The 19,742-nt window shown below is 70.9% G+C and carries 18 protein-coding genes and 2 pseudogenes; 14 read left to right on the top strand and 6 right to left on the bottom strand.

Annotated elements, in window-relative coordinates:
- Positions 1-64 precede the first annotated feature (64 nt).
- Positions 65-1,534 carry a sugar transferase gene (locus tag AB0M43_RS29335; RefSeq protein ID WP_363729020.1) on the top strand — a complete coding sequence of 490 codons (1,470 nt, stop codon included), beginning with the start codon at positions 65-67 and terminating at the stop codon, positions 1,532-1,534.
- A gap of 77 nt (positions 1,535-1,611) precedes the next feature.
- Here the strand turns inward: AB0M43_RS29335 and AB0M43_RS29330 are convergent, their stop codons facing one another.
- From AB0M43_RS29330 to AB0M43_RS29310, 5 genes are all read right to left on the bottom strand, one after another.
- A complete protein-coding gene (locus AB0M43_RS29330) occupies positions 1,612-2,058 on the bottom strand; it encodes a DUF3761 domain-containing protein (RefSeq protein ID WP_363729019.1) in 447 nt (148 codons plus the stop codon).
- Positions 2,059-2,247: 189 nt separating this feature from the next.
- Positions 2,248-3,735: a cation acetate symporter gene (locus AB0M43_RS29325; RefSeq protein WP_363729018.1), complete on the bottom strand. Its 1,488-nt coding sequence runs from the start codon at positions 3,733-3,735 to the stop codon at positions 2,248-2,250.
- 10 nt (positions 3,736-3,745) lie between these two features.
- A complete protein-coding gene (locus tag AB0M43_RS29320) occupies positions 3,746-4,114 on the bottom strand; it encodes a hypothetical protein (protein ID WP_363729017.1) in 369 nt (122 codons plus the stop codon).
- On the bottom strand, positions 4,114-4,851 hold the full coding sequence (locus AB0M43_RS29315; protein WP_363729016.1) for a LytTR family DNA-binding domain-containing protein: 738 nt from the start codon (positions 4,849-4,851) through the stop codon (positions 4,114-4,116). Before AB0M43_RS29315 ends, AB0M43_RS29320 begins: the two co-directional genes overlap by 1 nt.
- Positions 4,848-6,008 carry a histidine kinase gene (locus AB0M43_RS29310; protein ID WP_363729015.1) on the bottom strand — a complete coding sequence of 387 codons (1,161 nt, stop codon included), beginning with the start codon at positions 6,006-6,008 and terminating at the stop codon, positions 4,848-4,850. The genes AB0M43_RS29315 and AB0M43_RS29310 overlap by 4 nt, the downstream gene beginning before the upstream one ends.
- A gap of 227 nt (positions 6,009-6,235) precedes the next feature.
- Between AB0M43_RS29310 and AB0M43_RS29305 the strand changes: the two genes are divergently transcribed.
- The 5 genes from AB0M43_RS29305 (at position 6,236) to AB0M43_RS29285 (ending at position 11,241) form a co-directional block, all read left to right on the top strand.
- A complete protein-coding gene (locus tag AB0M43_RS29305) occupies positions 6,236-7,159 on the top strand; it encodes an RIO1 family regulatory kinase/ATPase (RefSeq protein WP_363729014.1) in 924 nt (307 codons plus the stop codon).
- Between the two features lie 75 nt (positions 7,160-7,234).
- Entirely contained in the window at positions 7,235-8,242 is a 1,008-nt protein-coding gene (locus tag AB0M43_RS29300; protein WP_363729013.1) for an FHA domain-containing protein, read from the top strand.
- A 106-nt stretch (positions 8,243-8,348) separates the two neighbouring features.
- Positions 8,349-9,104, top strand: coding sequence for an ABC transporter ATP-binding protein (locus AB0M43_RS29295; protein ID WP_363729012.1), 756 nt, complete (start codon positions 8,349-8,351; stop codon positions 9,102-9,104).
- Complete coding sequence (locus AB0M43_RS29290; protein ID WP_363729011.1) at positions 9,092-10,717, top strand: ABC transporter permease; 1,626 nt, start codon at positions 9,092-9,094, stop codon at positions 10,715-10,717. Before AB0M43_RS29295 ends, AB0M43_RS29290 begins: the two co-directional genes overlap by 13 nt.
- Before the next feature lie 8 nt (positions 10,718-10,725).
- Positions 10,726-11,241, top strand: a complete 516-nt coding sequence (locus AB0M43_RS29285) for a flavin reductase family protein (protein ID WP_363729010.1) — start codon at positions 10,726-10,728, stop codon at positions 11,239-11,241.
- Here AB0M43_RS29285 and AB0M43_RS29280 read toward each other — a convergent pair.
- Entirely contained in the window at positions 11,231-12,142 is a 912-nt protein-coding gene (locus AB0M43_RS29280) for a hypothetical protein (protein ID WP_363729009.1), read from the bottom strand. The genes AB0M43_RS29285 and AB0M43_RS29280 overlap by 11 nt on opposite strands.
- Positions 12,143-12,359: 217 nt before the next feature.
- Between AB0M43_RS29280 and AB0M43_RS29275 the strand changes: the two genes are divergently transcribed.
- The 8 genes and pseudogenes from AB0M43_RS29275 to AB0M43_RS29240 all read left to right on the top strand — a co-directional run bounded on the left by AB0M43_RS29275 (position 12,360) and on the right by AB0M43_RS29240 (position 19,708).
- Positions 12,360-12,683 (top strand): DUF485 domain-containing protein, encoded by a 324-nt coding sequence (locus tag AB0M43_RS29275; protein WP_363729008.1) that lies wholly within the window; start codon positions 12,360-12,362, stop codon positions 12,681-12,683.
- A pseudogene (locus AB0M43_RS29270) lies at positions 12,670-13,842 on the top strand (cation acetate symporter); the annotation flags it as partial. The gene AB0M43_RS29275 and the pseudogene AB0M43_RS29270, both read left to right, overlap by 14 nt.
- 210 nt (positions 13,843-14,052) lie before the next feature.
- Positions 14,053-14,580: pseudogene (locus AB0M43_RS29265) on the top strand (cation acetate symporter); the annotation flags it as partial.
- 56 nt (positions 14,581-14,636) lie between these two features.
- Positions 14,637-15,878 carry an LCP family protein gene (locus AB0M43_RS29260; RefSeq protein ID WP_363729007.1) on the top strand — a complete coding sequence of 414 codons (1,242 nt, stop codon included), beginning with the start codon at positions 14,637-14,639 and terminating at the stop codon, positions 15,876-15,878.
- 213 nt (positions 15,879-16,091) lie between these two features.
- On the top strand, positions 16,092-17,090 hold the full coding sequence (locus tag AB0M43_RS29255) for an LCP family protein (protein WP_363729006.1): 999 nt from the start codon (positions 16,092-16,094) through the stop codon (positions 17,088-17,090).
- A 4-nt stretch (positions 17,091-17,094) separates the two neighbouring features.
- Complete coding sequence (locus tag AB0M43_RS29250) at positions 17,095-18,156, top strand: LCP family protein (RefSeq protein WP_363729005.1); 1,062 nt, start codon at positions 17,095-17,097, stop codon at positions 18,154-18,156.
- A gap of 39 nt (positions 18,157-18,195) precedes the next feature.
- Positions 18,196-19,221: an LCP family protein gene (locus AB0M43_RS29245; protein ID WP_363729004.1), complete on the top strand. Its 1,026-nt coding sequence runs from the start codon at positions 18,196-18,198 to the stop codon at positions 19,219-19,221.
- Between the two features lie 151 nt (positions 19,222-19,372).
- Positions 19,373-19,708 carry a rhodanese-like domain-containing protein gene (locus tag AB0M43_RS29240; protein ID WP_363729003.1) on the top strand — a complete coding sequence of 112 codons (336 nt, stop codon included), beginning with the start codon at positions 19,373-19,375 and terminating at the stop codon, positions 19,706-19,708.
- The last annotated feature ends 34 nt before the right edge of the window (positions 19,709-19,742 follow it).

Here is a 19,742-nt window from a genome sequence, read left to right as displayed (position 1 = left end):
GAGCCGGCCGGCCGGCACAGCCGGCGACAGACAGGCGGTAGGCCATGAGCCAGAGGCGGCGCCGGTGACCAACGGTGTTCCTCGCTCGGCTTTCTTCCGCAGCTACCGAACGTCAACCTGGGCCTGGTGGTACTCGGCCTGCCTTGTCGTCCTCGACTTCCTCTCCGTCGCGCTCGCCAGCTTCGCCGTCATCTCCTGGTTCCCCAAGGCCGTCGCCGGCTTCGTCGAGCGCAGCAACCAGCCGGTGCCGCTCTGGTTCTACCTCGTCGCGTACCTGATCCTCCCCGCCGGCTGGGTGCTCGTCCTCTGGGGCCACGGCGCGTACGACCGCCGGTACCTCGGGGTGGGCTCCGACGAGAGCAAGCGGGTCCTGCGCGCCTTCTGGACCGCCGTCGCCGTCGTGTCCTTCACGGTCATGAGCACCAAGACCGACGCGTCCCGGATGTCCGTCGGCGCGGTCCTGATCCTCGCGCTCCTGCTGCTCCTGATCAGCCGGGCCATGGTCCGCCGGGTGCTCTACACCCTGCGCAAGCGCGGCCGGTGCGTCCAGCGGATGCTCCTCGTCGGGGCGCTGCCCGAGACGCTCGAGGTGCACACCGTCGTCACCCGCAACCCGGAGGCCGGCCTGTCGCCGGTCGGGCTGTACCTGACCGAGGGCTACGGCGCGGCGCGCGGCGTCGAGACCCCCGTCCCGGTGTACGCGAACCGCGACCTCGTCGAACTCGTCCGCGAACTCGGCGCCGACACCATCGCCGTCTGCGGCTCCGCCGGCTCCGACTCCGCCGACCTGCGCCGGCTCGCCTGGCAGCTGGAGGGCACCGGCATCGACCTGGTCGTCGCCCCGCAGCTCACCGACATCGCCGGCCCCCGGGTGCACATCCGCCCGGTCGAGGGCCTGCCGCTCCTGCACGTCGAGGAGCCCACGCTGTCCGGGGTCGGCTGGGTCGCCAAGAACCTGATGGACCGGATCGCCGCGTTCCTGGGCCTGCTGATCCTGGCCCCGCTGTTCGGCGTCATCGCGCTCTGCATCAAGATCAAGGAGCCCGGCGGCCCCGTCTTCTTCCGGCAGCGTCGCCTCGGCCACCAGTCGCGGATGTTCGGCATGTGGAAGTTCCGCACGATGTACGTCGACTCCGAGAACCGGCTCGCCACCCTCGTGGACCAGAACGAGACCGACGGCCTGCTCTTCAAGATCAAGGACGACCCCCGGGTCACCCCGGTCGGCCGCTGGCTACGCAAGACGTCCATGGACGAACTGCCCCAGCTGATCAACATCCTGGTCGGCGAGATGTCCCTCGTGGGGCCGCGCCCGCTGCCCGCCGAGGATGGCGACTTCCTCGGCGACGTGCGGCGGCGGCTGCTGGTCCGGCCCGGGCTCACCGGGCTGTGGCAGGTGTCGGGGCGGTCGGACATGTCGTGGGACGACGCGGTGCGCCTCGACCTGTACTACGTCGACAACTGGTCGCTGCTCCTCGATCTGCGGACGTTGTGGCGGACGATCGGCGTGGTGCTGGCCCGCCGGGGCGCGTACTAGCTCTTCTCGCAAAAGTTGCCGTTGTCCGACCAGGGACAACGGCAACTTCCTTTTCCGGGTACGAGGGGGTCCGTCCGTCAGGCCGGCAGGTCCTTCAGCCAGCGCTTCACGCCACCGTGGCTCGAACAGGTGCCCCGCCGGTGCGCGCTGAAGCTGTAGGTTCCGTCATTGCACTCGGCGCTCGCACCGGCGGGCGGCTGCGGGGCCTGCACCGGCCGCTGGACGCACTTGCCGTCGGAGTTGAGGTAGTAGCCCGCCCCGCAGGTGACCGGCTTGGGCGGTGCCGGTGGGGCCGCGGGCGGCGCGACGGCTGCCTCGGGGGCCTTGGTCGGCTGGGCCGCCGCGGTGGTGGGGGCCACGGTGGGGGCCGCGGTGGTCGGCGCGACGTAGGGGGCCGCTTCCTGCGTCGTGGCGGCCGGTGCGGGTGACTGCTCCGGCGTGTTCGCGGCCGGACCGCAGGCGGTGAGTACGGCCAGCAGCAGGGTGGGGAGGACGGCCAGATTCCAGGGACTTCGTGCGCGCATCGGTCGAGCAACTCCTTGAGTCAACGAGTGGTGACGACCTGATCACTCTTTGCTCGTGGCTACGGAACGTCAACGGATCGCGCTCGAATGTGCCGGTTCGACGGTCCGATGAGGATGATCGGCACGGAAGGCTGCCGGAAGGGCGGCGGAGTCCAGAATGGACAGTGGTGGATGTGGCGCACTGGGTGGTCAGAGCCGGAGGGCGTCCGGGGCGTGGAGGCGGAGGAGGGTGCGGCCGACGGTGGTCGGGATGCGCCGCCGGGTCGCCAGCGAGACCGTGATCATCACGAAGAACGCCAACGGCACCGTCCACGCCGCCGGCTGCGTGATCAGCACCGCCCACCAGCCGTGCCCGGCGTACCCCAGCACGGTCAGGATCACCGCCCCGGCTGCCGCCCCGCCCCCGCTGAGCATCCCGGCGGCGGCCCCGATGTCGGTGAGCCCGCGCCACCAGATCCCCAGCAGCAGCAACGGACAGAAGGTCGCCGCCGCGACCGCGAACGCCAGCCCCACCACCCGGGACACGTCGAGGTCGGCCACGGCGAGGGCCAGTCCGCACGGGATCAGGCCGCCGACCAGCGCGGACAGCCGGAAGTCGCGGACGGAGCCCCGGCCGAGGACGTCGGTGGACAGCACGCCGGCCACCGAGGTCAGCAGGCCGGAGGAGGTGGACAGGAACGCGGCGAACGCGCCCGCCGCGACCAGCGCGCCGAGGAACTGGCCGAGCCCGCTGTTGCCGACGACCGCCCCGGGCAGGACGAGCACGACACTGTCGGGCTTGGCGAGGCCCGGGGTGTAGATCCGGCCGAGGAGGCCGTAGATGGTGGGGAAGAGATAGAAGACACCGACCAGAGCCAGAACTCCCAGGGTGGTACGGCGCGCCGCCCGGCCGTCCGGGTTCGTGTAGAACCGGACGAGGACGTGCGGGAGTCCCATGGTGCCGAGGAACGTGGCGATCAGCAGCGAGTACGTGCCGAACAGGCCCTGGCCGGAGTGGTCGCCGCCGCCGGGGAGCAGCCAGTCCGCGCCGACCGGGGACTTGGGCTCGACCAGGGCCGGGGCGCCGTCGGCCCGCCAGTGCAGGAGCAGGAACGCGACGGGCAGCGCCAGCGCGGTCAGCTTCAGCCAGTACTGGAACGCCTGCACGAATGTGATCGACCGCATCCCGCCGAGCGCCACCCCGCCGGTCACGACGGCGCTGACCAGCAGCACGCCGACCCAGTAGGGCGCGCCCGTGACGGTGCGCAGGGTGAGGCCGGCCCCCTGGAGCTGGGGGAGCAGGTACAGCCAGCCGATGAACACCACGAACGCGGTCACCAGCCGGCGCAGTCGCCGGGAGCCGAGCCGCAGTTCGCAGAAGTCGGGCAGGGTGAAGGCCCCGGACCTGCGCAGGGGCCCGGCGACGAACAGCAGCAGGGCCAGGTAGCCGGCGGCGAACCCGATCGGGTACCACAGGACGTCGAGGCCGTAGCTGAGTACCAGCCCGGCGACGCCCAGGAACGAGGCCGCGCTGAGGTACTCGCCGCCGATCGCCGCCGCGTTCCAGGTCGGGCTGACCGAGCGGGAGGCGACGAGGAAGTCGCTGGTGGTGCGGGCGAACCGGAGGCCGTACACGCCGATCACGAGCGTGACCAGGGTGACGAGGACGATCGCCGGCAGTGCCCACGGGTTGCTCACCGGGGCTCTCTCACTTCTCGACCAGGTCGGTGAACTCGCGTTCGTTGCGCTCGCTCATCCGGACGTAGATCCACCCCACGGCCACCAGGAACGGGTACGGCAGCACCCCGAGCAGCACCCACGGCAGCGACACCCCGACCACCTTCACCCCGCCCAGCGCCGGCGCGACGGTGAACAGCAGCGGCAGCGTCCCGAGCCCGAGCCCGACCAGCAGCGCCAGCCGCAGCGCCAACGCCAGCTGCGCCCGGACCAGCCCCTTGATCAGCGCGTCGCCGATCTCGGTCTGCTCGGCCAGTTCGCGCCGGGTGCGGTTGACCCGGCGGGCGCGGGCCACCTCGCCGAGCACGATCCGGGTCCGCCGGCCCTTCGCGGGGGTCATCACCGGATGCCGTCCTGCTTGGCGGCGCGCAGCAGGAGGTCCTTGAGTTCGCGGGTATGGCGGCGCGCGACGGGGAGCGTGCGGCCGTCGATGACGACGACGTAGCCGGAGCTGGTGAGGCGCAGCTCGGAGATCTGGCTCAGGCGTACCAGATAGGAGCGGTGGATCCTCGCGAAGCCGGCATCCGACCAGCGCTCGGCCAGCGTCGCCAGGGCCACCCGGACCAGGTGCGAGCCGCCGGCGGTGTGCAGCCGCGCGTAGTCGCCCTGGGCCTCCACGTAGTGCACGGCGGCGCGGGGCAGCAGCTTGATCGTGCCGGCGAGCTCGACGGGGATCACGGCCGTCTCGGGGCCGGCGGCGGTCTTGATACCGAGCGCGGACACGATCCGGCGCAGGGACTCCGCCAGCCGCTCCGGCTCGACCGGCTTGCGGATGTAGTCGAGGACGCCCAGGTCGAAGGCGTCGGCGGCCCGGTCGTCGTAGGCGGTCACGAACACCACGGCGGGCGGCGCGGCGAACCGGTGCAGCACCCGGGCCAGCTCCATGCCGTCGAGGCCGGGCATCCGGATGTCGAGGAACGCGGCGTCGATGTCGGCCCCGCGCAGCACCCGCAACGCCTCGGTGGCGTCGGAGGCGGTGACGACCTCGCCGACCCGGGGGTCGGAGCGCAGCAGGTAGGCCAGCTCGTCGAGGGCCGGCGGCTCGTCGTCCACGGCCAGGATGCGCAGCGCCCTCACGACCGCACCGCCGGGTGGAACTTCGGAATTCTGACCAAAATCTTGGTACCGGCCCCGGGGCCCGTCTCCACCACCAGTCCGTACTCCTCTCCGAACACCGACCGCAGCCGCTCGTCCACGTTCGACAGCCCGACGTGCTGGCCGTCCCCGCTCTCCTCCGCGTCGAGCAGCGCCTGCGGTTCCATGCCCACCCCGTCGTCCTCGACCGTGATGTGGCACTCGGCGCCCGAGTCGATGGCGACGATGCTGATCGTGCCGACCCCGGGCTTGCGGGACAGCCCGTGCCGGACGGCGTTCTCGACCAGCGGTTGCAGGCACAGGAAGGGCAGCGACACCGGGAGTACCTCGGGGGCCACCTGCAACCTGACCTGCAACCGCTCCCCGAACCGGGCCCGCTCGATCGTCAGGTACCGGTCGATGGACCGCAGCTCCTCCGCCAACGTCGTGTACTCCCCGTGCGCCCGCAGGCTGTACCGGGTGAACTCCGCGAACTCCAGGATCAGTTCCCGCGCGCGCTTCGGGTCGGTCCGCACGAACGAGGCGATCGCCGACAGCGCGTTGTAGATGAAGTGCGGGCTGATCTGGGCCCGCAGCGCGCGCAGCTCGGCCCGGGCGAGCCGGTCGCGGGAGGAGTCCAGTTCGGCGAGCGCGAGCTGGGTGGCCGCCCACCGGCCGGTCTCCACGGCCGCCTGGACCAGGCCGGGCGCGGGCGGCTCGTCGGACAGCGCGATCAGGGTGCCGACCCGGCCGGAGTCGGTCTGCAACGGGACGAGGACGGCGCCCCGGATCAGGCAGTCCAGCCGGTCGCAGCTCAGGTCCGAGGCGTCGAGTACGGCCTTGCCGGAGCTGAGGATCTGGTCGCGGTGGTGCTCGCCGGTGCCGTCCCACGCCAGTACCCCGCTCGGGGCGGCCAGGGCGAGCCCGCTGGCCCCGATCAGCCGGCGCAGGTGCCGGACGGACTTGGTCGCCGCCGCCTCGGTGAGCCCCGCGCGGAGCGGCTCGGCGGCCAGCCCGGCGGTCCGGAGCACCTCGTAGGTGGCGCGCTGCACGCTGGTGGCGATGCCCCGGCGGGCACGCAGCCGGAGCAGCGCGATCACCCCGGCGGCGAACGCGACCACCGCGGCCGTGACGGCCAGAACTGTGCTCACCTGGCACATACTGCGCTGTACCGGGTACCAATTAAAAGGGTTGCGCGCCGGTGTAGAGGACCGATAGTTTCACCCGGACGTGCTCGGCGACGCCGGAGTGCCCGGAACGGAGAGGGGTGAGACCCGTGGACATTGCCGTGATGCGGTCTGCGCTCATCTGCCCGACCGTTCCCAGCCCCGCCGTCTAGCGCCGATTCCGCGCCGGTGGGGCGCCTCCCGAGGAGCTCACCACCACCATGCGCGACACCTTCAGCAGCGGCGGTTTCATCAACCGCACCCGTGGCAAGAACCGCTTCGACGCCGACGACATCGTCTACGAGAAGCACTACAAAGCAGACACCGAATGGGACCTTTCCGACGCATCCGACGGCCTGCCCGAGGGTGACCGCTGGTCCACCTGGGACTCCGCCGCCCCGTTGGAGCGCGGTCCCCTGCCGCATCCCTCCTGGGTCGTGACCGACCTGGGCGCGGTCGACACCGAGCTGGGCATCCTCAAGACCGGCAAGGAGGGCGACGTCTTCCTGATCCGGCGGTCCGTGCCCGGGACCGACACCGCGACCCTGCTCGCCGCCAAGCGGTACCGGTCGTCCGAGCACAAGATGTTCCACCGCGACGCCGGGTACACCGAGGGCCGGCAGGTCGCCGAGTCCCGGATGCAGCGCGCCGTCGCCAACCGGTCCGAGTTCGGGCGGAAGGTCATCGCCGGCCAGTGGGCGATGTCCGAGTTCAACGCGCTGCGGACCTGCTACCAGTGGGGCCTGCCCGTGCCCTACCCGGTGCAGATCAGCGACACCGAGATCCTGATGGAGTTCATCGGGGATGCCGACGGCGCTGCCGCGCCCCGGCTGGCCAACGCCCGGCCCGAGGGCGCGGAACTCCTCAGCGTCTGGGAGCAGCTCGTCGAGGCGCTCGTGACCCTCGCCCAGCGCGGGTTCGCGCACGGCGACCTGTCGCCCTACAACCTCCTCGTGCACCAGGGGCGGCTCGTCATCATCGACCTGCCGCAGATCGTGGACGTGGTGGTCAACCCGCAGGGCGGGGAGTACCTGGCCCGGGACGCCCGCAACGTGGGTACCTGGTTCGCGGCCCGGGGGCTGACTGGCGGATCGGTGACACCTGATGACCTTCCCGAGCTGCTGCGTCGGGAGGCCGGGCGCTAACAGGTAGCATTCGAGCGACGTGAAGCCCGGTGACCTGCATCGATGTGCGGCGTTTCGGGCAGGGGAGGGGCAATCATGCGGTTCGAGATCAGCAAGGTGCTGGACGCCATCGAGCGCCGGCTCAGCACCGACCCGGCCCTCGTCGGCGCCCTGGTGGACGTCGGCGAGGTGCTGCGGGCGGTCGACCTCGACGGCGGCCGGCCGACGTACCTCCCCCGGCTCGGCGCCGTCGTGGACGCCCTCGCGGTGAAGCTCGACGACGCCGCCGTCCCGGTGTACGCCATCGCGGACAAGGCCCTGCTGTCGAGCCTGGAGCTGACCTCCAACGAGAAGATGGTGCTCCGGCGCTGGGCCGACGACGGGCTGATCGAGGTGATCGCCGCCGAACCGGCCGCCCGGCTCGTGGAGCTGGCCTCGATCACCGGCCTGCCCGTCCTGACCCGGCACCCGCTGCCCGTCGCGATGACGATGGCCCCGGTACCCGGCCTCGGCGGGGTGGCCCTGATCGACCGGCCCGGCACCCCCGGCCCCTCGCAGGCCGCCGTGCTGTCCCGCCGGTGGCGCTGCCCGGACGGCGAGCCCGTCGGCATCCCGACCCTGGCCACCGGCCGGCCGACCTGCCCCCGGCACGGGGTTCCGCTCGGCGACGAGGGCCCCCGGGCGGTGTCCCAGGCGGTCACCGTGTGGGTCGGCGGCACGGCCAGGACCCGGTTCGCGGTCGACGCGCTCCGGCCGGTCGTGGTCGGCCGGTCCCCCGCGCAGGGCGTCATGCTCGGCCCGTGGCTGGACGACGAGAGCCTGCAGTGGATCAGCCGGGCGCACGTGGAGCTGACCCTGGCGGGTACCAGCCTCACCGTCACCGACAAGAGCACCAACGGCACGGTCGTCGTCCGGGCGAACGGGCCCCGGGTCGAGCTCGGCCGGGACCAGAGCGAACTGGTGGGCGAGGCGGACACCGTCGAGCTGTACCAGGGCGTGGAGCTGACCTATGCCGGGCGGCGGCCGAGCCGGGCCGTGTCGGCGGCCGCGGGGATCATGGCCGAGGCGCCGACCATCGCGCTCCGGCTGCCGATCCGGGAGTAACCGGCCGGCCCGGGTCGGCAGCCGCCCCCGCCTCCCCATCCGGGACTAACCCCCGATCCTCCTCGAGGAGGATGGTCGCCCCGAAACGCCCACTACGCTGGGCAACGTGAGCGAAAACGCCTTTGAGCTGCGTGGTCTGGTCAAGAGGTTCGGGGAGAAGGTCGCCGTCGCGGGCGTCGACCTGGCCGTCCCGACGGGGTCCTTCTTCGGCCTGCTCGGTCCGAACGGGGCCGGCAAGACGACTTCCCTGTCGATGGCCGTCGGGCTGTTGCGGCCGGACGCGGGGACGGCGTACGTGCTGGGGCACGACGTCTGGCAGGACCCGATCGGGGCGAAGCGGCTGCTCGGCGTACTCCCCGACGCTGTTCGGATGTTCGACCGGCTGACGGGGCTGGAGCTGCTCACGTACACCGGAATGCTCCGTGGCATGCCCGCCGAGCAGATCGCGACCCGCGCGGGCGAGCTGCTGGACGTGCTGGGCCTGTCCGACTCGGGCAGCACCCTGGTGGTCGACTACTCGGCCGGCATGAAGAAGAAGATCGGGCTGGCCTGCGCGCTGCTGCACGGCCCCCGGCTCCTGGTGCTCGACGAGCCGTTCGAGGCCGTCGACCCGGTGTCGGCCGCCACGATCCGCGACATCCTGCACCGCTTCGTCGGCTCCGGCGGCACCGTGATCTTCTCCTCGCACGTGATGGAGGTCGTCGAGCGGCTGTGCAGCCACGTCGCGATCCTCGCCGACGGCGTGATCAAGGTGGTCGGCACCCTGGACGAGGTCCGGGGCGACCGCCCGCTGGAGGAGATCTTCGTCGAGCAGGCCGGCGGCCGGACCTCCCTGGGCGAGGAGCTGGCGTGGCTCAAGTGACCACGGCCGCACCGGTCGACGTCGCCCCGGACGGTCCCGGGATCGGCGTGTTCGTGCGCCTCAAGCTGCGGATCCTCCGCAACGGGTTCCAGGGCAAGCCCGGCCGGGTGGTCGCGCTGGTCTTCTCGCTGTTCTTCGGTGTCCTGCTCGCGGCGGGCGGTTTCGCGCTGTTCGCGAGCATGGGGGCCATCCCGGAGGAGTACGGCTACGGGATCGTCGCCCTGCTCGGCTCGTTCCTGGTGATCGGTTGGATCGTGATGCCGGTCGCGATGTTCGGCGTCGACGAGACCCTGGACCCGGCCCGGTTCGCGCTGCTGCCGATCCCGAAGCGCCGGCTGATGGCGGGCCTGCTGGCCTCGGCCTTCCTCGGGGTGCCGGCCATCGCCACCCTGATCGCCACCGCCGGCCTCGTGGTCGCGGGCTTCGTCAAGGGCGGCCCGGTCGCCGGGGTCGCCGCCGCGGTGGGCGTCGTGCTCGGCGTCGGCACCTGCGTGGTGGGCAGCCGCGCCGTGACCAGCGGGTTCGCGGCGGCGCTCCGGTCGCGCCGGTCCCGGGACCTGGCCCTGATCGGCATCACGCTCAGCCTGACCCTGATCGGCCCGATGATCTCGCTCAGCACCAGCGCGATGGCTCAGGGCGACGCGGAGTCGGTCAAGAACGGCATGCGGATCATCGGGTACTCGCCCCTGGCCGCCCCCTTCACCGCCTGGTACGACCTCGCCACCGGCAGCGCCCTCCTCGGCCTCGCCAAGCTCGCCGGCACCGCAATCGTCCTCGCCCTGCTGGCCCGCTGGTGGTCGAACTCCCTGGAGTCGGCCATGGTCGGCGCGGCCAGCGGCGGCGCCCAGGCCCGCAAGGACACCGGCCTGCCGCTGCGGGTCCTCGGCCGCGCCCCGCAGGGCGTGTTCGGCGCGATCGTGGCCGCCGAGATGCGCGGCTGGTGGCGGGACCCGCGCCGCCGCGCGACCCTGCTGTCCATGCTCGCCGCGAGCCTCGCGATGCCGATCGGCATGAGCGCCGGGCAGACGACGCTCGCCCTCGGCGTGACCGTCGTCTGGATCGGGGTGTTCCTGGCGCTGGCCGCCGGCAACCAGTTCGGCTTCGGCGGGTCGGCGTACGCGTTCCACCTCATGATCGGCGTGCCCGGCCGGCTGGAGCTGCGGGCCCGGAGCACGGCGCTGGCCCTGCTCGCCGTGCCGGCCCTGACCGTGGTCGTGCCCGTACTCGGCATTCTGATCGGCAAGCCCGCGCAGATCGTCGGGGCGCTCGGCTCGGGATACGCCGCCTTCGGGGTCGCGATCGCCATCATGTCGGTGCTGTCGGTCCGCGCCCCGTACGCGCTGCCGGACTCCAGCAACCCGTTCGCGATGAACAGCGGCGGCGGGTGCATGAAGGGCGTGATCAGCCTCGGTTCGATGTTCGTCACCCTGGTGCTGGCGTCCCCGATGGCGGTCGGCTCGTGGCTGCTCGGCGACTCGCTGTGGAGCGTGCTGCTGCTGCCCGTCGGCATCGCCTACGGGGTCGGCGCGGCGGTGCTCGGCGCGCGGGTCGGCGGCGACATGCTGCAACGACGTGGCCCGGAAGTCCTCGCGGCCGTCACGCCGGGGAGATAATCGAGATCATGAGCGGAATCCACGTCGAGCACCCGTTCGCGACCCCCGAGGGCGAACGCGGCCCCGTCCGCCGCCTCCGGGGCCGGTTCGGCCAGACGGTCACCCTGTGGACCGCCGGGGTGGGCGCGGCCCGGGCGGGGCTCCCGGTGGCCTCCACGATGGTCGCGGACGGCGAACCGGGCCGGATCCTGGGCCTGCTCGACCCGGAGTCCGAGGTGTACGACTCCCTGACCGCCACCGGCCGGTTCGCGGTGCACGTGCTCGCGCCCGGCCAGGAGCGGATCTCCGACGAGTTCGCCGGGCTGGTGCCGGTGCCGGGCGGCGCGTTCCGCAACCACGGCTGGCAGGAGACCGAGTGGGGCCCGGTGCTCGCCGAGGCGACGACCTGGGCGGGCTGCCGGCTCGACGACGCCCGCCCGTTCGGGTACGGACACCTGGTGGAGGCCACGATCGAGTTCGTCGAGCTCGGCGACTCCGGACCGCTGGTCTACCACCGGGGCCGGTACACCCGCGTCACCTCTTAGCGAACTCCTTCAGCTCGTCGGTGACCTTCTTGGCCGCCTCCTTGGCCCCGTCCGCTGTCTTCTTCGTGACCAGGTCGGTCACCCACGCCTCGTTGAACCCGGCGAAGAAGCCGAGCCCGCCCCAGTAGAACCACTGGGCCAGCGGCGCGGCCGGCACCTTGAACAGGGTGAACAGCTCGCCCTTGGCCATGAACAGGATCGTCGCGGCGAAGAACCAGCCGAGCATGATCCGGATCGCCGCCGCGCGGAACCCGGACGCGTGGTGGTCCTCGATCTCCTGCTTGCGGAGCCGGATCAGCGAGCTGAGCGTCGCGCCGCCCGCCCCGCCGGCCACCGCCACCAGGGCGTGTTCCACGAGGGTCTTCTTGTCGCCGTGCAGTCCGTCGGAGAAGAGCACGAGACAACCCTTGATCACGAGGTACAGCACGACGAGCAGCACGATGCTCGCGAACACCCCGATGATCGTGCCCTTGAAGTACTCCCGCTGGACTCTGCGTTGGGCCCTGGTCTTGATCTCAGACGCCACCTCCAGGGCCCGGCCGGCGAGGAACGTCTCCACCGGGTCGGGCTTGTCGCCGGTCGGCCGGGACATCTCGTCGGCCAGCGCGCTGGCGGTCCGGATGCCCTCCTCGATCCGTTCCCGGCAGACCCGCCAGTCGTCGGGCACCAGATACCGCTGACCTTCGAGGTACTGGTCCTTCAGCGCGGCCAACGGCATCAGCACCCGGGACTGGAACCGGGGGTCGAAGGGACCGAGCACACTGTCCAGTGAGACGACGGGACGGCCCTCGATGCGCTGGGCGCGCTTGTAGAGCCACTTCTCCCGGACCCGGCGGCGGATCCGGCCGAACCAGTTGGTGGGGGTCTCCTCGAGTGGGGGCACAACGTCGGGATCCGTCATCACGACCTCCGGGGGGGTGGAGTCGATTGAGTGTGGTCAGTATCCGTGACCGGCCGCCTCCCGCCAATCCTCCGCGGGGTCCGGCGCCGTCCACGGGGGACCACTGGGCGCACGGAATGTGCCGTTCGTCGTGCCGGGCGGAGAGGGAACCCGTCGCGGGCGGTACTCGTCCATAGCGTGTTCCAGGTCACTCCCCCGACCTGAGAAGGCGGTGACGATGTCACCCGACAAATACGAGACCGTCCAGGCCAGCGACGAGTTCGCGAGTCTGCGCAAGGCGTTGCGGAGCTTCGTGTTCCCGATGACGGTCGCATTCCTGGCCTGGTACGCGCTCTACGTTCTCCTCTCGGCCTACGCCCGGGGCTTCATGGCGCACAAGGTGTTCGGCGACGTGAACGTGGCCCTGGTGTTCGGGCTGCTCCAGTTCGTGTCGACGTTCGTGATCGCGTGGGTCTACGCGCGCTACGCCGGCCGGAAGCTCGACCCGGTCGCCGAGAAGATCAAGGCGGAGATGGAGGAGGACGACAGTGCTCGCGCGTAACCTCACCCTGGTCCTGTTCGTCGTGCTCGTCGCCGTGACGCTGGGCATCACGATCTGGGCCAGCCGGCAGAACCGCACCGCCGCCGACTTCTACGACGGCGGCCGGTCGTTCTCCGGCTTCCAGAACGGCATGGCGATCGGCGGCGACTACATGTCCGCCGCGTCCTTCCTCGGCATCGCGGGCATCATCGCGCTGTCCGGCTACGACGGCTTCCTCTACTCCATCGGCTTCCTGGTCGCGTGGCTGGTCGCGCTGCTGCTGGTCGCGGAGCTGATGCGCAACTCCGGCAAGTACACGATGGGCGATGTCCTGGCCTTCCGGATGCGGCAGCGGCCGGTGCGGACGGCGGCCTCGCTGTCCACCCTCGTCGTGTCGGTGTTCTACCTGCTGGCCCAGATGGTCGGCGCGGGCTCGCTCGTCGCGCTGCTGCTCGGGATCAAGGAGGGCGGCACCTTCCTGGGGATGGGCCCGGAGACCGCCAAGATCGTCACGATCGTGCTGATCGGCGTGCTCATGATCGTGTACGTCGTGATCGGCGGCATGAAGGGCACCACCTACGTCCAGATCGTCAAGGCGTTCATGCTGATGCTCGGCGCGCTCCTGATGACGCTGCTCGTGTTCGCCGCGTTCCGGTTCAACCTGTCGGACCTGTTGGAGTCGGCGGCCACGAAGTCCGGCAAGGGCGACGCGTTCCTGCAACCCGGCCTGAAGTACGGCAAGGAACTGTCCACGCCGCTCATGACCGCCGTGAGCAAGCTGGACCTGATCTCCCTGGGCCTCGCGCTCGTCCTGGGCACGGCCGGCCTGCCGCACATCCTGATCCGGTTCTACACCGTGCCCAACGCGAAGGCGGCCCGGAAGAGCGTGGTCTGGGCGATCGGCATCATCGGCACCTTCTACCTGATGACCCTGGCCCTCGGCTTCGGGGCGGCCGCCCTGGTCGGCGCGAGCGAGATCGTCAAGCAGGACCCGAGCGGGAACACGGCCGCGCCGCAGTTGGCGAAGGCGCTCGGTGAGAAGTACCTCGGCGGGGAGGTCGGCGGGGCGCTGATGCTGGCGGTGATCGCGGCGGTGGCGTTCGCGACGATCCTGGCGGTGGTGGCGGGGCTGACGTTGGCCTCTTCCTCCTCGTTGGCGCACGACCTGTATGCGAACGTGTTCCGGCGGGGGCGGGTGGAGGCCGCGGCGGCTGCGGCCGCTGCTGGCTCGACGGGCCCGGGCTCCGACGGGGTCAAGCAGGAAGACGGCGTGAAGCAGGAGGACGGTGTCAAGCGCGAGGATGGCGTCTCGGCCGACGGCGTGAAGCGCGAGGACGGTGCCACCGACGGGGTCAAGCGCGAGAACGCCGCCCCCCAGCTCGACGCCGTCCGCCAGGAGGTCCGGGTCGCCCGGTACTCCGCCTTCGGCATCGGCGCCCTCGCCATCGTCCTGGCGGTCTTCGCCCGGAGCCTGAACGTCGCGTTTCTGGTGGCCCTCGCGTTCGCCATCGCGGCGTCGGCGAACCTGCCCGCGATCCTGTTCTCCCTGTTCTGGAAGAACTTCAACACCCGGGGCGCGCTCTGGGGCATCTACGGCGGCCTGCTGTCCGCCGTGCTCCTGGTCCTGCTCAGCCCGATCATGTGGGGCGGGGCGTCGGACACCCAGCCGGCGGCGAAGCTCTCCGCGAAGCAGGCGGCGACCTGCGGGGTACCGGCGGACTCGAAGTTGGTGTCGAATGCGACCGCTTTGTGGAGCTGCACGGCCAAGGCCCCGGTTCCGCTGTCCAATCCCGGACTGATCTCGATCCCGCTGGGCTTCCTGTTCGCGGCCGTGGGTGCGCTCACGTCCCGGGAGCGGGATGCCAAGAAGTACGCCGAGCTGGAGGTTCGCGCCCTCACGGGTGCCGGCTCTCACTGACGGTGAGGTGTGGGTCACATCACGCGGGTGGTGTGACCCGCACGTACCCTTGGGGCATGAATGAGTCACGACCGACGGGCCGCGCGTCAGTACCGTCCGGCCGCGCCCGCGTTCCCCAGCCCCAGGAGGACCCCTGGGCTGACGTCGCCCCGGTCCCCGGCCGCGCCCAGGTGCCGCCGCGCGGGGCGTCCGGCTCGGCGAAGGTCGCCAGCGGTCGGGCCCAGGTCGGGGGCGGTCCCGGTGGCCCGGGCGGCCGTGGCCCCGGCGGACCCACCGGTCCCGGCGGCCCGCCGAAGGGCGTCGTCCGGTCGGGCAAGCGCCGCCCGCGCTGGGGCCGGATCATCCTGGTCGTGTCGGGCCTGCTGGTCGTGGTCCTGATCGCCGGCGGCCTCGGCTTCTGGACGTATCTGAAGTCGGCCGCCGACGACGTGAAGCGCACCGACGCGTTCGCGGGGCTCACCGACGGCCGGCCGCCGAAGACGGTGGACGGCGCGTTCAACATCCTGATGCTGGGCAGTGACTCCCGGAACCCGGACAACATCGAGGCCGATGCCCGGACCGACACGATCATGCTGCTGCACGTGAACGCGAAGCACGACCAGGCGAACCTGATCTCCCTGCCCCGCGACCTGTACGTGCACGTGCCGAAGAACCCGAACGGCCAGGGCGGCAACACCAACGCGAAGATCAACGCCGCGTTCGCCTGGGGCGGGGCCCCGCTGATGGTGAAGACGGTCGAGGAGTACACCGGGGTCCTGATCGACCACGTGGCCATGATCGACTTCGACGGGCTGCGGGCCGTGACCGACGCGCTCGGCGGCGTCGACATGATGGTCGACCAGGACGTGACCTCGATCCACGGCAACCACCGGTCCTGGACCAAGGGCGTGCACCACTTCAGCGGCGACGCGGCGCTGGACTACATCCGGCAGCGCAAGCAGTTCCCGGACGGCGACTTCGCCCGGATGCGGCACCAGCAGACCTTCCTGAAGGCGATGCTCGACAAGGCTGCCGACGGGGGCACGCTTGCCAACCCGCTCAAGCTGAAGGCGTTCCTCGACTCGGTGACGAAGGTCGTCGTGGTCGACAACAACTTCGACCTGGTGGATCTCGCGATCCAGTTCCGCGGGCTGCGGTCGTCCAATCTCACATTCCTGACCAGCCCAAACTCCGGGTCTGACGATATCGACGGCGAGAGCGTCATCGTTTCGGACAAACCCCGGGCCAAGGCTCTGTACGAAGCGGTCAATAAGGACCAGGTGGCCGAGTGGATCAAGGCCAACCCGCCGCAAAAGTAAGGGCATTGTGAGGAAAGTCCACTTCGTGTGGGTGGCGGGTCGGGTCGGCTTGGAATAGGGTCCGAAGCCGGGCCGACTCCGGTCCGTCACCACCACCCGCCCGAGCGGCGGCCGACCGAGGAGGCTGTCACGTCCGGCAAGCCAGCCAAGTTTGGCGCGCACCGCGTCCGGCGTAGCCCCCTCTGGGCCCGAATCTGTCTCACGTTCGGCGCGGTGATCGTGGTCGCCGCGGGCGGCACGCTCGTCGCCGGCCAGCTCCTCCTGAACAAGGTCGACAGCGCGATCGGCTCCAGTTCCCTGCTGCCTCCGGGCAGCGGCAACCAGCCGCGCGGCGACATCAAGGGCCCCATCAACATCCTGTTGGCCGGGCTCGACTACCGCAAGGGCGACCCCGACAGCGAGTCCAACCAGCGCGCCGACTCGGTCATGTGGGTGCACATCCCCCGCGAGCACGACCGGGCCTACATCCTGTCCCTGCCCCGCGACCTGGTCGTGGACATCCCGGCGTTCCCCGCCGCGAAGTTCCCCGGTGAGCGCGGCGGCCGGCTCAACGCCTCGTTCGGCGCGGGGATGCAGAACAACCAGGGCCGCCCCGGCGGCATGCAGCTGCTGACGAAGACCGTCGAGCAGCTCACCGGCGCGAAGTTCGACATGGCCGGCGTCATCGACTGGTACGGGTTCACGGGCATCACCCGCGAGCTGGGCGGCGTCGACATGTGCCTGGACAAGGGGTTCACCTCCAGCCAGGAGGGCTTCAAGGGCTACAGCTTCGCGGCCGGTTGCAACCACTACGACGAGCACACCGCCCTGGCCCTGGTCCGCCAGCGGCACGACGTCATCGGCGACGACTACGGCCGGCAGAAGCTCCAGCAGCAGTTCGTCAAGCAGATCCTGAAGCAGGCGATGAGCAAGGACGTGCTCAGCAACCCGCTCAAGCTCAACTCGCTGATCACGTCGGTCGGCTCCTCCCTGAAGATCGACTTCGGGGGGTACGACTTCGCGGACCTGCTCTGGGCCCTCAAGAACATCAAGCCGGACGGCCTGGTGACCATGCGGGTGCCGAGCGGTTCGCTCCAGGACAACAACGGGAACTACGCGGGCGAGGGCCTCAACAAGGAACTCGGCCCGACGATGTTCAAGGCGATGACCGACGAGCGGATCGACATCTTCCTCGCCCAGCACACCGAGTTCGCCTCCAGGCTCCCGGCCTGACCCGATGACGACCCTCGACAAGCCAGGCGTCCACCGTAGGCGGAGAAGTCCACTGTGGGCCCGGCTGTGTCTGATCTTCGGGTGCGTCCTCACCCTGGTCAGCGGGATCGCGCTGATCGGCGGCCAGGCGCTCGTCAGCCGCTACACCAGTTCCATCCCGCAGATCAGCGTGCTCGGCAAGGATCAGGCCCGCCGCGACGTCAAGGGTCCGATCAACATCCTGCTGGTCGGGATCGACAAGCGGCGCAACGACGAGCCGGGCAGCCTGGTCCGGGCGGACACCGTGATGTGGGCGCACATCCCGGCGGCCCACGACCGGGCGTACCTGCTGTCGCTGCCGCGTGACCTCGACGTGCCGATCCCGGCGCACAAGCCGTCGGGGTACCAGGGCACGACCGGGGACAAGCTGAACGCCGCGTTCGCGTTCGGGGCGGGCGAGAAGCAGGACCTGGCGAGCGGGCTCCAGCTGCTGATGAAGACGGTGCAGGGCTTCACCGGGGTGAAGTTCGACCTCGTGGGCATGATCGACTGGTACGGGTTCACGGGCATCACCCACGAGCTCGGCGGCGTGACGATGTGCCTGGACAAGGGCTTCAAGTCCACCCAGCCCGGGTTCACAGGCTACTCCTTCCCGGCCGGCTGCAACCACTACAACGAGCACACGGCCCTCGCCCTGGTCCGGCAGCGCTACGACCTGCCCGGCGGCGACTACGACCGGCAGAAGCTCCAGCAGCAGTTCGTCATGCAGATCCTGAAGCAGGCGCTGAGCAAGGACGTCGTCAGCAACCCGGTGAAGCTCGACAAGATCATCCGCTCGGTCGGCGCGTCCCTCCAGCTCGACCTCGGCGGGTACGACTTCCTCGACCTTGTGTTCGCGCTGCGCAACATCAAGCCGACGGACATCATCACCATGCAGATCCCGCACGCCACCAAGAAGAAGAACGGCGCCGACTACGAGGAGCTGGTCCAGCCCCTCGGCACGGAGCTGTTCCAGGGGTTGATCAAGGGCCAGGTCGACGACGTGCTGATCAAGCACCCCGAGCTCGCAACAAAGGTCCAAACCTGACATTTTCGCCGTACCCTGGAGGTCATGGGGAGGGCGCGGGTGCCGCGGCTGCGAACGGGCCGGCGCGCACCCCTGTGGACCCGGCTGTGCATCGGCCTCGGGGCCTTCCTGCTGCTGCTCAGTAGCGGGGCGCTCGTCACCGGCCGGGTGCTCCTGGACCGCTACGAGGGCGCGGTGCGCCGGGCCGACCTGTTGCCCGACGGCACCGCCCGCACCGTCAGCCCCGGCTCCGTCGCCGGCCCGCTGAACCTGCTCCTCGTCGGCTCCGACCTGCGCCAGGGGCTGGAGCACGAGGTCTGGCGGTCCGACACGATCATGGTCGTGCACGTCAACGAGCGGCTCGACCGGGCGTACGTGCTGTCCATCCCGCGTGACCTCCAGGTCAGGATCCCGCGCTGCCTGGACGCGGTGGACGGCTGCATCGACAAGATCAACGCGGCGTTCGCGTACGGCGGCATCGGCCCGCCCTTCGACCCCGTCCGGGGGTACCAGCTCCTCGCCGAGACCGTGCGCGACCTGACCGGGCTGCGCTTCGACGCGGCCGGCATCATCGACTTCACCGGCTTCACCCGGCTGGTCGGCGCGCTCGGCGGCGTACGGCTGTGCGTGGACGTCGAGACCACCTCGATCCACAGCGGCATGACCTGGGAACCCGGCTGCCACGACTTCAACGAGCACTCGGTCCTCGACTACATCCGCCAGCGCGAGTACCCGGACGGGGACGTCACCCGCCAGCGCCACCAGCAGCAGTTCATCAAGGCGGTGCTCCAGCAGGCCCTCGCCCGGGGCATCCTGGCCGACCCGGCCCGGCTGGACAGGCTGATCCGGGCGGCCGGCGAGTCCCTGACCATCGCCAGCCCGCACCCGACTACCGCCCTGTTCCTGGCGCTCCGGGGCATCCGGCCGGAGAACATCACCCTCCTCCAACTGCCGGCCGCCGCCGAGTGGATCGACGGGGTCGCGTACGCCGAACCGGTCGAACGCACCGAACCGATGTTCGCCGCGCTCCGCGAGGACCGGCTCGACGAGTTCGTCCTCGCCAACCCGGACGTCGTGAACCGGTAGCGCCGCCCGGACCACCGCCCGTCGCCACGCCGTTGCGGGCACCGTGACCGGATCGGCCGTCTCGTCCCGGGCGCCGCGCACCGACGGGCACGCCCCGGACCGCCCTGCTCGCCGGGCCGTTTCGGGCACCGTGAACCGATAGGATCGCGGCATGTTTGGCGAGCAGCTTCCCAGTGTCAGCGCTTCCGACGTGCCCGCAGGGGCCTTCCTCCTCGACGTGCGCGAGCACGACGAGTGGGCGGCCGGGCACGCGCCGGACGCCGTGCACGTGCCGATGTCCGAGATCCCGGCCCGCCTCGCGGAGGTGCCCCAGGACGGCGACGTGGTGGTCGTCTGCCGGGTCGGCGGCCGCTCGGCCCGCGTCGTGGCGTACCTGAAGGGCAACGGCTACGCGAACGTGTTCAACCTCGACGGCGGGATGCAGGCCTGGGACGCCGTGGGCAAGCCGGTCGTCTCGACGTCCGACGCCCCCGGCATCGTGATCTAGAGGCCGCCAGGCCGCCCCGGCGCCCCGTGGCCCA

The organism is Longispora sp. NPDC051575, from assembly GCF_040681875.1.
Taxonomy (GTDB): domain Bacteria; phylum Actinomycetota; class Actinomycetes; order Mycobacteriales; family Micromonosporaceae; genus Longispora.
The sequence above is the reverse complement of the archived record's forward strand: the minus strand, read 5'-3'. Positions and strand labels throughout refer to the sequence as shown.